This window comes from Sphingomonas sp. BT-65 (genome assembly GCF_026107375.2).
GTDB lineage: Bacteria > Pseudomonadota > Alphaproteobacteria > Sphingomonadales > Sphingomonadaceae > Sphingomonas.
In genome coordinates this window covers 175,621-187,808 of sequence record NZ_JAPCIA010000003.1, presented here as the reverse complement: position 1 = coordinate 187,808, position 12,188 = coordinate 175,621, and the positions used below count along the sequence as shown (strand labels likewise).

Annotated in this window: 13 protein-coding genes; 8 read left to right on the top strand and 5 right to left on the bottom strand. The window is 64.2% G+C overall.

Annotated features, from left to right (window positions below; all coding sequences use genetic code 11):
* Position 1: 1 nt before the first annotated feature.
* The 8 genes from OK349_RS19075 to OK349_RS19040 all read left to right on the top strand — a co-directional run bounded on the left by OK349_RS19075 (position 2) and on the right by OK349_RS19040 (position 9,456).
* Positions 2-421 carry a hypothetical protein gene (locus OK349_RS19075; protein ID WP_265119504.1) on the top strand — a complete coding sequence of 140 codons (420 nt, stop codon included), beginning with the start codon at positions 2-4 and terminating at the stop codon, positions 419-421.
* A 455-nt stretch (positions 422-876) separates the two neighbouring features.
* Positions 877-3,375, top strand: a complete 2,499-nt coding sequence (locus tag OK349_RS19070) for a LysM peptidoglycan-binding domain-containing protein (RefSeq protein WP_265119503.1) — start codon at positions 877-879, stop codon at positions 3,373-3,375.
* 34 nt (positions 3,376-3,409) lie between these two features.
* Positions 3,410-3,790 carry a hypothetical protein gene (locus tag OK349_RS19065; RefSeq protein ID WP_265119502.1) on the top strand — a complete coding sequence of 127 codons (381 nt, stop codon included), beginning with the start codon at positions 3,410-3,412 and terminating at the stop codon, positions 3,788-3,790.
* 375 nt (positions 3,791-4,165) lie between these two features.
* On the top strand, positions 4,166-4,435 hold the full coding sequence (locus OK349_RS19060) for a flagellar biosynthetic protein FliQ (protein ID WP_265119501.1): 270 nt from the start codon (positions 4,166-4,168) through the stop codon (positions 4,433-4,435).
* A gap of 19 nt (positions 4,436-4,454) precedes the next feature.
* On the top strand, positions 4,455-5,213 hold the full coding sequence (locus OK349_RS19055; RefSeq protein WP_265119500.1) for a flagellar biosynthetic protein FliR: 759 nt from the start codon (positions 4,455-4,457) through the stop codon (positions 5,211-5,213).
* 1 nt (position 5,214) lies between these two features.
* The gene (locus tag OK349_RS19050; RefSeq protein ID WP_265119499.1) at positions 5,215-6,306 is read left to right on the top strand and encodes an EscU/YscU/HrcU family type III secretion system export apparatus switch protein; all 1,092 of its coding nucleotides are present in this window, start codon (positions 5,215-5,217) and stop codon (positions 6,304-6,306) included.
* The gene (locus OK349_RS19045; protein WP_265119498.1) at positions 6,306-8,330 is read left to right on the top strand and encodes a flagellar biosynthesis protein FlhA; all 2,025 of its coding nucleotides are present in this window, start codon (positions 6,306-6,308) and stop codon (positions 8,328-8,330) included. Before OK349_RS19050 ends, OK349_RS19045 begins: the two co-directional genes overlap by 1 nt.
* A gap of 4 nt (positions 8,331-8,334) precedes the next feature.
* On the top strand, positions 8,335-9,456 hold the full coding sequence (locus OK349_RS19040) for a tetratricopeptide repeat protein (protein ID WP_265119497.1): 1,122 nt from the start codon (positions 8,335-8,337) through the stop codon (positions 9,454-9,456).
* On the opposite strand, the gene OK349_RS19035 is transcribed toward OK349_RS19040, so the two are convergent.
* The 5 genes from OK349_RS19035 to OK349_RS19015 are packed head-to-tail and all read right to left on the bottom strand — an operon-like array spanning position 9,453 to position 12,161.
* Entirely contained in the window at positions 9,453-9,803 is a 351-nt protein-coding gene (locus OK349_RS19035) for a hypothetical protein (RefSeq protein WP_265119496.1), read from the bottom strand. The two genes, OK349_RS19040 and OK349_RS19035, sit on opposite strands and share 4 nt — an antisense overlap.
* 9 nt (positions 9,804-9,812) lie before the next feature.
* Complete coding sequence (locus OK349_RS19030) at positions 9,813-10,370, bottom strand: tetratricopeptide repeat protein (RefSeq protein WP_265119495.1); 558 nt, start codon at positions 10,368-10,370, stop codon at positions 9,813-9,815.
* Positions 10,367-11,104 carry a sigma-70 family RNA polymerase sigma factor gene (locus OK349_RS19025; RefSeq protein ID WP_265119494.1) on the bottom strand — a complete coding sequence of 246 codons (738 nt, stop codon included), beginning with the start codon at positions 11,102-11,104 and terminating at the stop codon, positions 10,367-10,369. Before OK349_RS19025 ends, OK349_RS19030 begins: the two co-directional genes overlap by 4 nt.
* Positions 11,101-11,808, bottom strand: a complete 708-nt coding sequence (gene fliP / locus OK349_RS19020; protein WP_265119493.1) for a flagellar type III secretion system pore protein FliP — start codon at positions 11,806-11,808, stop codon at positions 11,101-11,103. Before fliP ends, OK349_RS19025 begins: the two co-directional genes overlap by 4 nt.
* Entirely contained in the window at positions 11,808-12,161 is a 354-nt protein-coding gene (locus OK349_RS19015; protein WP_265119492.1) for a hypothetical protein, read from the bottom strand. The genes fliP and OK349_RS19015 overlap by 1 nt, the downstream gene beginning before the upstream one ends.
* Positions 12,162-12,188: the final 27 nt, after the last annotated feature.

Genomic DNA, 12,188 nt, shown 5'->3' with positions numbered 1-12,188 from the left:
TATGAGCCGTCAAGATATGGATTTGGTTCTCAGCGATGGGATTAACACTGCTGTTCATTTTATCGAGAAGAGCGGGGAGTTTTTTCCTTTTGGGGTGGTTAAGACGAACAAGGGCGAGATTCGTCATATTCAGGCTATGCTGGAAGACCCTCGCCCTACGTCGGATAGCGTGTGCGAAGTTCTGAAAGTTTCGCTGAGGGAGGGCGGAATCGCAGGCGACTACAATACCGTAGCAATTGTATCGCATGTTGAACTTACGGATAAAGAAACGGGACATATGGTGGATGCGATAAGCATATCTATCGATGACAAAAGTTCTAGTCCGATTTTGTGCTATGTTCCTTACGAACTTAATCATGGTGTACCTATCATTGGTGATATTAAGGCGGGTGCCGGCTCTAGAATAGCCTTTATGAATTAGTTGCCGCAGAAGGTAGGTTGCGATTACGGTGACAGTGCACTCAATTGCGCACTCAATTGCCCACTCAATTGCCCACTTTGGGTGACGGCCACATCGCATCTTCACGGGTGCACATTGGTACCCTTGCAATGTAGGATTCCGCCTGCTTCACTCCCACCACCGGAGCGCCGCATAGCGTTCCGCCGCTCTTTGATCTCGTCGATCCCCACCGCCTGACACGCGCGTCAGAACCCGTCACTTCTGTCAACTTCGTCAACCGAAGTTGACACGATCCGCGCCGTTGCGCGCAACTCCGTCAACTTCCGCCGCCCACGCGCGGGCGACCTTCGCCACGTTCCGCCCACGACAGCGCGACGCTGCGCTGGGAATCCGGAACGGTCGGAGGGACTGACCTGCTGCGCGCACGCTCGGTCTATAACTATGGCGCAGGCGCGGCTTACGCGCTGGGCAGCGCGGTGAGCGTCGCGACCCAGAACTGGAAGGACGGGAGCGACGGCGCCGCGCCCGACACGCTCACCACCACCGCCTATGGCTGGTATGACGGCGCGGTGCAGGCGAGCGTCACGTTCGACGGCGACACCGGCTCGGGCTCCAACGCGCCCGGGGTCACCACCTATTATTACGACACGCGCGGCCTGCTCGCCAGCGTGCATGTCGCGGACGGGCGCACCCGCGATGTCGTGTTCACCAACGACGTGGGCGGCCAGGCGGTGCGCCGCGACGAGGCGGACACCAACACCGCGCAGGGCGACCCGCACGAGATCTGGTACCGCTTCGCCGGGCGCCAGATGGGCTATACCGGCAACAACGGCACGCGCGAGATGGACTATGGCAGCTCGATCACCGAGCGCATGAGCCGCCCGCCGGCCTATACCGGCCCATTCCGCGACGGCACCGCGACCAGCGTCGCTTATGCCGACTTCACCGGCAGCTATGATGCGATCAACAGCTATGGCCAGGCGAGCGCCTATGGCGGCTACACCGCGCGCGGCGGCGAGACGCTGGCGAGCATCGCCGCCGCGCTGTGGGGCGATGCGGCGCTGTGGTACACGCTCGCCGAGGCCAATCCCGGCCTCGCCGCCGACGCCCCGCTCGCCGAGGGCCAGACGCTCACCCTCCCCGCCGGCATCATCCGCTCCACCCACAACGCCCAAACGTTCAAGCCCTACGACCCCGCCGACATCATCGGCGACACCATGCCCACCACCCCCAAACCGCCTAAGGGCAACAAGTGTGGGGTGGTCGGCGCGGTCCTCATCGCCGTGGTCGCGGTCACGGTGACGATCGCGTCGGCGGGCGCCGCGCTATCGGCGGTGGGCGCGGTCAAGGGCGGCTTCATGGCCGCCACCAAGGCGTTCCTGGGCGTGGCCGGCGCAGCCAATGTCGGCGCCGGCGCCACGATCGCGGCGGACGCATTCGGCGGCGCTGTTGGCAGCATCGCCAGCCAGGGCGCCGGCATCGCGATGGGGATGCAGGACAAGATCAACTGGGGCGGCGTCGCGCTCGGCGGCATCTCCGGCGCGATCGGCGGGGCGCTGGGGCCGAACGGGATCGCGGGAGCCGACGGGTTGTTCGGCGGCGGCGTCGTTCAAGTCGCCCTGCGCGGCGTGGTGAGCAACGCCCTGACGCAGGGCGTCGGGGTCGCCACGGGCCTCCAGAGCAAGTTCGACTTCGTCGGTGTCGCCGCGGCGGGCGTGGGCGCGCTCGCGGGCGGTGCGCTGGGCAGCCGGCTTGGCATCCCGGGCTCAGCCGGCGCCGCGATCGGCCAGCGCCTGCTGACCGGCACCGCGGGCGGCCTCGCCAACGCCGCCGCGCGCAGCCTGCTCACCGGCACCAGCTTCGGCGACAACCTCATCGCCGCACTTCCCGACATCATCGCGCAGACCGTGGGCGGGGCGATCGAGCTCGCAGCGTCGAGGCAGTGGAGCGGTACACAAACTGCGGCCTTGGGCTCGATGCCATTCGGGCAGGACGTCCAGTCGGACGTCCCGGAATACGTCATCACCCACGAACCGTGGTCTGCATGGGATGAATTCAGCTACCGGTGGTCGCAGTTGGGGGACTCTCTGCGGTTCCAGGTCCCGGTCATCGGTGATCCCGCCAACCATCGGACGATGGAGCAATATCGGCGAGCCGAGCTCAACGCACGCCCACGTGGATCAATCCTTGACGGTGCGTCCGCGGCGCTCAAGCCAATTGCCGATGCAGGCAAGGCATTGGTGGCGATGCGGAGCGGCATGCCTTATCAGGTCAGCGCCGCATTCCCCGAGATCAATGCGACCGGTCAGCGCCTCCTGACGGCCGGTCAGGGGACGCTGCAGCTTGGGCAAGATGTGAGCGCAGCCTACAGAGGTGATCTCGCCGCCTCCGCTCGCCTGGGCGACGTCGCGGTTCAATCCGCCAAGGCACTCGGCCGAACGGGCGAGCAAGTCTTTGTCCACGGCGTCATGGGCGGCGATAACTACGCGCTCGGCAATGGCGCAGGCAAAGCCCTCATCATCGGCGGAGAAATCGCTCTCACCAAACGCATCGGCTCCATCACAACCTCACCCCTTGTCGCAGAAGGGGCGGCGCCCTTGGCGCGCACTTACCGTGGCGGTGCATACGGGAGACTTTCTTCTGAGGCAGGTGTAATCGAGCGCCATCACGCGCCACCAAAAAGTCTCGATTTCACAACTGAATACAGTGGCCCCGCGATCCAAATGGACTATGCTGATCACCTTTTGACTTCAAGCCACACCAGAATGGGTGCACAAGGCGCACTCTATCGAAGTGAGTTAAAAGACTTAATTGACGCCGGTAATGTGCGCGGGGCAATGGCTCGTGAGGTTTGGGATATCCGTCGCGCTGCGGTTCAAGGAGGCGGATCAGCGAGCAAGTATAATCGCGCTGTTCAAGAAATGCTGGATTACTCGTATGGGAAGGGCTGGTTGAAAAATGACCCTGATAATTGAACCATATAAGGCAGTTGGCTCGATGTATTTTGGCATGAGCCAAGACGAGGTTATTACCTCGATGGGAGATCCGCAGCGGATTACAAAAAGCCGGAACGGGCATCCCATACTCTGGTATGACGGCTTTAACGTCATGATGGAGGACGAAGCTCTTGTAGAGGTTGGATTTGATCCGAAGGCGTCGGTTTCAATTTGCGATATTGACCCTTTTTCATCCTCGGATGCTTTTGCGAAATTGTGTAAGCTCGATGGGAATCCTTGCGAAGTCCTCGGCACCATTGTTCTGAGAGACCTTGGGGTCAGTCTAGGGGGCTTTCACGATAATGATGAATCTCAAAAGGCCATTACAGCCTTTGCTCATGGCCGTTGGGATATTCTCGAAGCAAAGATGAAACCCTTTCCGCTGCCCTTTTAGGGCGTTGGTTTCGTCGGAAGCTCTGTTGCCGCAGAGAGGGTAATCGACCCTTGCAATGTTGGATTTCGCCTGCTTCACTCGGGTAGCCGAAGCGCCGCACAGCGCTCCGCCGCTCTTTGATCCGGTTGGTTCCGCTGCTTGATATCCGCGCGCAGAGCCCCTCGATTCTGTCAACTTCGTCAACCGAAGTTGACACGATCGGCGCCGTTCCGCGCAACTCCGTCAACTTCCGGCTCGCACGCGCGGCAGTGTGACTTTTGGGACTTTCCGCGCCTTCACCGCCGATTTCCCTTGCTCCACCCTTGTCCCATTTTAGGATGGCCCGCGGCGAATCAGGCGGATTCGCCGATTGACTTGCGTCATCGGGGGACAGGCGTGGAAGCGGACCGCGCGCTCAATCTGCTCAACGACATGTTATGGAACTGTATGGTCGTCGGCGGACCGGTGCTGATCGCGACGCTGCTGATCGGCCTCGCCGTCAGCGTGCTCCAGGTCGCGACCCAGCTTCAGGAAGTGACGCTGAGCTATGTGCCCAAGCTGCTCGGCGCCGCGCTGCTGCTGATCCTGCTCGGCCCGTGGATGATCGCCCGCGTCACCGATTTCGCGCGGTCGCTCTATCTGTCCATCCCCTCGCTGGCCGCCTGAGCCGGACCGCCGCGGCAGCATGGGCGACTTCACCGATCAGATCGTCGCCACGCTGCTCGTCAGCCTGCGCATCGCCCCCACCCTCGCCTTCGCCCAGCCCTTCACCTTGCTCCGCATCCCCGCCAGCATCCGGCTGATGCTGTCGATCAGCCTCGCCGCCTGGCTGGTGGCGGGCAATCCCGTCGCGACCTGGCAGACGGATTTCTGGGGCGCCGGACTGCCCATCGTCGTCGCGAATGAGCTGCTGCTCGGCATCTCGCTGGCGCTGGCGCTTCAACTCGCCTTCGCCGCGCTGCTGGTCGCCGGCCGCGCGATCGACATCCAGGCGGGCTTCGGCCTTGCCGTGCTGGTCGATCCCGCCACGCGGGCCGCGATGCCGCTGGTCGGCACCGTCTTCGCCTATCTCGGCGCCGCGATCTTCTTCGCGATCGGCGGGCCGGCGGACCTGCTGGCGATCTGGGCCGCGTCGGTCGATCGCGTGCCGCTCGGCGCAGCGGCGCTGGCGGGCGCCGATCCCGGCGTGCTGATCGACTATATGGGCGCGGTGTTCCTGCTCGCGATCGGGCTTGCCGGCCTCGTGCTGCTGGTGCTGTTCCTGCTCGATCTCGCCATCGCCTTCCTCTCGCGCACCATGCCGCAGATGAACGTGCTGCTGCTCGGCTTCCAGGTGAAGGCGATCGCGACGCTGGCGGTGTTGCCGCTCGCGCTACCGCTCTCGGGCGCACTGTTCGTGCGGTTGCTGCGCCTCGCCCTCGAAACCACACCGCGGATGCTCTGACATGGCGGGCGAGCAGCAGGACCAGGACCGCAGCGAAGCGCCGACGCCCTACAAGCTGCGCCGCGCCCGCGAACGCGGCATGGTAGCGCGCAGCGTCGAGCTTGGGTTCCTCGGCAGTCTGATCGCGCTCGCCGCGTTCATCGCCATCGCCGGCGAGGGCTTCGCCGCCCGCATCGCCGACATCAGCCGCCTCACTTTCGCCGCCGGCATCGACCGCGCCAGCGATCCGGAGCAGGCAGGCGAGCTGATCGGCATGACCTATTGGTCGATGCTCCAGCCGCTGCTGCTGCTCGGCGGCACGGTGATGGCAGTGGTGCTGCTGCTCGAGCTGATCCAGCTGCGCGGCTTCATCTTCAGCGCCCATTCGTTGAAGCCCGACTTCACCCGGCTCAATCCGGCACAGGGCCTCAAGCGCCTATTCTCGATGCGCCTGCTCAAGGAGACGCTGAAGACGCTGCTCAAGGCCGCGGTCTATGGCGTCGCGCTGTGGCTGATCATCGCCGACGCGATCGACCGCTTCGCCATTGCGTCAAGCGAGGGCGAGCGGCTGGCCGGCGTGCTGGCGGCCGCGGGCATGCGGCTCGCGCTGGTGTTCATCGTGATCGCGGTCTGCTTTGCGATCCTCGACCAGGTTCTGGTCCGCAGCGAGTTCCTGAAGCAGATGCGAATGAGCCACCGCGAGATGACGCGCGAGCACAAGGAGCGCGAGGGCGATCCGCGCATCCGCCAGAAGCGCAAGCAACTCCACAAGGAGTATGCGAGCCAGAGCCAGGGCACCGGAAACCTGCCCGGATCGGACATGCTGGTCGTCAATCCCGAGCATTTCGCGGTGGCGCTGCGCTACGATGCAGACGCGATGACGGCGCCCACCGTCTCGGCCAAGGGCCGCAATCGGCTGGCGCTCGCGCTCAAGGTCGAAGCCGCACGGCTCGGCATTCCGGTGCTGCGCCGGCCGGAACTTGCCCGTGAGCTCTACCGGAGATGCTCGTCCGGCCGCGAGATTCCGCCCGTCAATTATGAGGCGGTCGCCGAACTCTATATCCAGCTGCGGCGCGAAGCGGCCGCCCCTCCTCCTGAAGGCCCGGCCGACTGATGTTCCAGCGAATCTTCGACAACAACAAGGATCTTGCACTGGTCGGCGCGACGATCGCGATCCTCGTAATCCTGTTCGCGCCGATCCCTCCAGCGCTGCTCGATCTCGCGATCATCCTCAATTTCGGCCTCGGCCTCTCGATCATGCTGCTCACTTTCTATGTAGCGAAGCCAGTCGAGTTCTCGACCTTCCCCTCGCTCCTGTTGGTCGCAACGCTGTTTCGTCTCTCGCTCAATGTCGCGGCGACCCGCCTCATCCTGACCGGCGCGGACGCCGGCGAGGTGATTGGCTCGATCGGCGAGTTCGCGGTGCAGGGCAATTTCGTGATCGGCCTCGTCGTCTTCGCGATCCTGGTGGTCGTGCAATATGTCGTGGTGACGAGCGGTGCGCAGCGCGTCTCTGAAGTCGCCGCGCGCTTTACGCTCGATTCGATGCCCGGCCAGCAGATGAGCATCGATGCCGATCTCAACATGGGCCTGATCGACCAGAAGGAAGCGATCCGGCGCCGCGAGGAACTCGAGAAGGAAGCGAGCTTCTACGGCGCGATGGATGGCGCGTCGAAGTTCGTGAAGGGCGACGCAATCGCAGGGATCATCATCCTGCTGATCAACATCATCGCTGGCTGGATCGTCGGCGTGACCCAGATGGGCATGGAATGGGGCGAAGCGCTGCACCGCTTCACGCTGCTGACCATCGGCGACGGTATCGCGACCCAGCTTCCCGCGCTCATCATCTCGATCGCGACCGGCATCATCGTCACGCGCTCGGCCGCCGACAACAAGCTCAGCACCGAGGTGTTCCGTCAGCTCTCGTCCGAGCCGCGCATCCCGCTGATCGTGGCCGCGGTGCTGCTTGCCCTGTTGCTGCTCCCCGGCATGCCCAAATGGCCGATCGCGCTCATCGCGTTTGCCGCCTTCGGCATCTGGTGGCGCGGCCGACGGCGGCGCGCAGCGGGCGCTGGCATGGCCGATGCCGAGTTGGTTGACGCCGCCGCATCCGCTCCGGCGATCGCGCCGCTCGAGATTCGCTTGGGCGCGACGCTGCGCGAGGCGTGGCACAACCAGGAGCCGCTGATCCTCGAGCGGATCGCGGGCGTCCGGCGCGGCCACGAGCAGGAGTTCGGGATGCAGCTTCCCCTCGTCCAACTGCTTGAAGGCGACGGGCTGGGAAGCGACGAGTATGAGATCCGCTTGTTCGGATCGCGCTATGGCGCGGCGGAAATCCATCCCGATCGCATGCTCGCCATCTCATCGAAGGAGAGCCGCGACACGCTGGAGGGCATCAAGGCGCAGGACCCCGCATTCGGCCTGCCGGCGACCTGGATCACGGCGGGCGACGCGGAAACCGCGCGCACCGGCGGCTTTACGATCGTCGATCCCATCACCGTGCTGATGACCCATTTCACCGACATCGTGCGTACCGAATCGAGTTCACTCCTAACGCGTTCGGTCGTTGCCACGCTGCTCGACGGCGTCCGCTCGCGCCAGCCGGGGCTGGTCGAGGAATTGCTCCCCACCACACTCACCATTTCGGACGTGCAGCGGGTTCTCCAGAACCTTGTCGGGGAAGGCATCTCGATCGCGAACATCGACCTCATCGTCGAACATCTCGCCGATCTCGCCCGCACGCAAAAGGATCCAACCGAGCTGACCGAGCTCGTCCGGCAGCGTATGAGCTATACGATCTGCAACCAACTACGCGGCCGGCATAACGACCTTGCCGTGCTGAGCCTCGATCCGCGCGTCGAAAATCAGATCGCGACCAGCATTAGCGCAGGCAGCGGCCGCGCCGGCATCGCTGTCGAGCCCAAGCTCGCCGAGCAGGTGATCCGCAAGCTGGTCCCGCTGTCGGAGGAGATGTTCCGCCAAGGCCGTGCCCCGGTCCTGCTTTGCGGCGGCGAGACCCGCCGCCACTTGCGGACGCTCACGCGCCGGAGCATTCCCAAACTGTCGATCCTGTCAGTCAGCGAGATACCGATGCGGATTAACTTGAAGTCATTCGACGTCGTCCGTCTGGAAGGATAATCCGATGCAATCAACCGACGGGCTGCCCACGAGCCGGTTCGACCGCCTGACCGAATTTCTCGAACAGGATCCCCACAATCAAACGCTCGCGACCGACGCGGTCGAAGCGGCAATCAGCGAAAATCGACCCGACGAGGCCGAAGCCTTGCTCGCCCGCCACCGGCTCGATGCAGTTCGCACCGCATATTTGAGCGGCCTAATTGCGATGCACCGCAGGAGGTGGTCGCACGCAGCGGCGCAGTTTCGCGGACTGTTCGCGGCGGGCGAAACCGCGCCAGCGATCCGCTTCAATCTCGCCTGGTCGCTGGCGATGGAAAAACAACCCGCGGACGCCCTTTCCGTCCTCGACAACGTCACGGCGCAAACGCTTCCGCAGGCAGCCGAACTGGAAGTCCGGCTGCGGCATGAACTCGACGACTTCGAGGGGGCCGAGGCGCGCGCGCGCGCGCTTTTGGAAGTCCATCCCGATCATCGTGGTCTCAACGCTGCGGTCGCGACGCTCGCGATCGATATCGAGGACGTTGCGCTTGCCGCGCACTGCGCGCAGCGTGCAGGAGACCATCCCGAGGCGCTCGCGACACTCGGAACACTCGCACTTGAGGCCGAAGACAGCATGCAGGCGCGCAAGCTGTTCGAGCAGGCGCTCGAGCGCGACCCCAACTCGCCCCGCGCCCTGATCGGCCGCGGGCTGTCGCGCCTGATCGAGGCCGATCATGCTGGCGCCGCAGCCGAGCTCGACCGTGGCGCCGAGCTGTTCGGGACGCATCTCGGCTCGTGGATCGCGGCCGGCTGGGCGCATTTCACCGCCGGTGACATGAAGACGGCCCGGTCCCGGTTCGAGCACGCACTTGCACTCGATGACAGCTTCGCTGAATCGCATGGCTCGCTCGCCGTGCTCGACCTTCTCGAAGGCAAGCTCGATCAGGCTAGCCGGCGCGTGGCAATCGCAAAGCGCCTCGATCGCGCCAGCTTCTCCGCCGCACTTGCAGAGATGCTGCTGGCCGCGGGGTCGGGCGATGCCGAGAAGTCACGCCGCATCTTTGAGGCCGCTCTGGCCACGCCCTTCGATGCAAGCGGCCGCACCCTCGCCCAATCCTTCGCACGCCTCGGCGCGCGAGCGGGCTAGTCCTGTCCGCCCAATTGGCGGACGGCGCGGTCGATCAGCTCATCGCCGCCTGGGACATCGCGCACCATTGCCAGCACCTGGTCGGCCAAGGCCGCGAAGGCGGGATCAGCGCCTGCCGTCTCATCCAACTCCTCAAGCAGAAGCGTTCGGACAATCAATCGGCGGCGTTCCTCAGGATCAATCGCGCCGAGCGATGCGAGCGTGCGCGCCCGGTCCAGCGGCCGCTGCTCCGCGCGATCTCCCGCCCTGGTCTGTGAGGCCCCCGACCTCGCGCGTCCCTCGCCAGCGCGCTGCAATTGCTCGCGTAGCAAAAGCAGAATCTGGTCGACATTTCCGATGCGGGTCAATGGCGGTTCCTAGTGCATCGTGCCGTGCGTGGCGAACTGACCGAGCAGTAACGATGTCGCGGACGCTTCTCCCGTTTCCTGGGAAGGATTGAGTTGCTTGCGGCACTCCGCGACAATCAGCTCCATATCGCCATTCAATGGCAGATTCTCGTCATTGACAGCGATCCCCGCCTCCAGTTCCGCAATCGCGCTCTCGAAACGATCCTCGATCAGGTGCCGCAATCCATTGGCGAATCGAACGAGGTAATGATCGGGCGCAAGCTGCGCATCGAGCGGTTCCCAGGTTCGACGCGCACGAGCCGGCTCACCGGATGTCAGCTCGAAGAAACCAAGCTGGAACCGGGCAAGCGCGTAGTCAGGGGCAAGGGCCACCGCTTCGCTCAGCGCGGCGTGCGCCTCAATGGCGCGGCCGGCGCCAATGAGAAGCGAGCCGCGAAGGAAATGCAGCCGCGCCTCCTGGGGATATTGCACGACCAGGGCTTCGAGCTGCGCGAACGCATCGTCAGCGCCCCCGGCCAAGGCGGACATCAGCTTTTCGATTTCGGCATCGGGAGAGGTGCCTGTCATGTCGAGTTCCTAATGCGTCGCTTAAGCTTGAGTAGTGCCGCCCCATGAAGTTGGGAGACCCTGCCCTTGGAGAGATCAAGGAGCTCGGCAATATGGGTGAAGCTCACCCCATCTTCATAGTGAAGACGAATGATCATGGCTTCACGATGCGGAAGGCGAGCGACTTCGCCCCGAAGCACCGCCGCAAGCTCGCGCATCGCGAGCGCATCATAGGCACTCGGACGAGTATCCGCGCCGCCATCCGGCGCGACCAGTCCTGAATCTTCGAGCAGCAGTCCAATCGCCAACCCGGATACGAGCGAAGAAAGCGCGCTAAGCCCATCGGACTCCTCGGCAGCCGTCCTACCCAGCAGTTCGAGCCGCTCACGCTGTACCTTGCCACGCTGGCGCGATTGCGCGGCCACCTCGCTTTGCCGTGCGACGCCATCCGCGATGCTGCCGGCAATCCTGCGTCTTGCAAAAGCACCGAACGGAATCCCGCGCAGCGGATCGAACCGGTCGATGGCCTGAAGCAGTCCTTCATAGGCGAAGTGCTCGGCATCCTCCGCTTCGGTACCCTGAATCGCCCGACCGCGCTTCCGCTTCGCGAGGGCGCGCGCGAGCCCCCGGTAGCGCATGAAGATCTTCTCACGGCAGCCAGGCTCGGCCTCGAACCGCAGCCGGCGCCATAGTGACGCCTCTACACGGGGCGGCACTTCGACGAGTGCTAGACCGGTAAGGCGCCGAGGCTTCATTTGAAGCTGCCAAGGACGCCACGAAGTATCAGCCCCCAACCGTCGATCAGGACGAACATCAAGATCTTGATCGGCAGCGCGATCGTCGCGGGCGGAACCATCATCATGCCGAGCGCCAGGAGAATGCTCGCGACTACCAGATCGATCAACAGGAAGGGCAGAAGGATCACGAACCCGATGGTGAAGGCAACGCGCAGCTCGTTGAGAATGAATGCCGGGGCGAGCTTCAGCAGCTCAACCTGGTCGGGCCGGTCGGGGAGCGGCGCCCTGGCGATGGCGTAGATCGCTTCGATATCCTCGTCGCGGGTCTGTGCCAGCATGAAGTCGCGGAGCGGCGCACTGCCGCGCTCCATTGCCTGTTCGACGCTGATCGCTCCAGCCATCAACGGCTGGAGCGCGCGCGTGTTCAAGGCGGTGAGCGTCGGCGACATGGTGAAGGCGGTGAGGAACAGCGCCAGCGCAACGAGCACCGGATTGGGCGGCGTTTCGGGCATACCGAAGGCATGACGCACCATCGACAGCACGATGACGATCCGGATGAAGCTCGTCATGCTGACGACGATCGCCGGCACCACCGCCAGCATCGTCAGGATCAGCATGGTGCGTACCGCGTCCGTCCCGATCCCCATGTGCGCCGGCGCCGCGGCAGCCGGGCTGGACACGACCAGCAAGATGCCTGCGAGCGCCAGGCCAAGAACCCGCATTACGCGTCGCCCCTTCCCGCCGCGGGTTGTTCGCGAAGCAGTTTCTGCTCCCTGGTAGAGCTGAGGATGACATATTCGACGTCATCGCAGCGCACCAGGCAGAAATCCGCATGCGCGCTGATCCGCCTCGACTCGATCACGCGGACGCGTTGATCGGTCCGAATCCCCTTGAGCAGGCCGCGTAGCGCGGCCGCGTTCATCCGCCCGCCGTTGCGCTTGAGAAGAAGGATCACCGATAACGCGATGCCCAGGCACAGCAGCAACGACAGCACGATCCGGGTCAGCGAGAGATCAAGCCCCCCGCCCCCGCCAAGTCGCGCTGTATCTGCCCAGGCGCTGCCGCTCCAGAGCATAGCTGCTCCAAAGCCGGGAGCACCATA

What these genes read in the sequence shown, in the direction of transcription:
- OK349_RS19025 (WP_265119494.1), bottom strand. Translation starts at nt 11,104, where the DNA reads ATGAAGCCTCGGCGCCTTACCGGTCTAGCACTCGTCGAAGTGCCGCCC.
- OK349_RS19075 (WP_265119504.1), top strand. Translation starts at nt 2, where the DNA reads ATGAGCCGTCAAGATATGGATTTGGTTCTCAGCGATGGGATTAACACT.
- OK349_RS19045 (WP_265119498.1), top strand. Translation starts at nt 6,306, where the DNA reads ATGTTCCAGCGAATCTTCGACAACAACAAGGATCTTGCACTGGTCGGC.
- OK349_RS19040 (WP_265119497.1), top strand. Translation starts at nt 8,335, where the DNA reads ATGCAATCAACCGACGGGCTGCCCACGAGCCGGTTCGACCGCCTGACC.
- OK349_RS19055 (WP_265119500.1), top strand. Translation starts at nt 4,455, where the DNA reads ATGGGCGACTTCACCGATCAGATCGTCGCCACGCTGCTCGTCAGCCTG.
- OK349_RS19065 (WP_265119502.1), top strand. Translation starts at nt 3,410, where the DNA reads ATGAGCCAAGACGAGGTTATTACCTCGATGGGAGATCCGCAGCGGATT.
- OK349_RS19050 (WP_265119499.1), top strand. Translation starts at nt 5,215, where the DNA reads ATGGCGGGCGAGCAGCAGGACCAGGACCGCAGCGAAGCGCCGACGCCC.
- OK349_RS19030 (WP_265119495.1), bottom strand. Translation starts at nt 10,370, where the DNA reads ATGACAGGCACCTCTCCCGATGCCGAAATCGAAAAGCTGATGTCCGCC.
- fliP (WP_265119493.1), bottom strand. Translation starts at nt 11,808, where the DNA reads ATGCGGGTTCTTGGCCTGGCGCTCGCAGGCATCTTGCTGGTCGTGTCC.
- OK349_RS19015 (WP_265119492.1), bottom strand. Translation starts at nt 12,161, where the DNA reads ATGCTCTGGAGCGGCAGCGCCTGGGCAGATACAGCGCGACTTGGCGGG.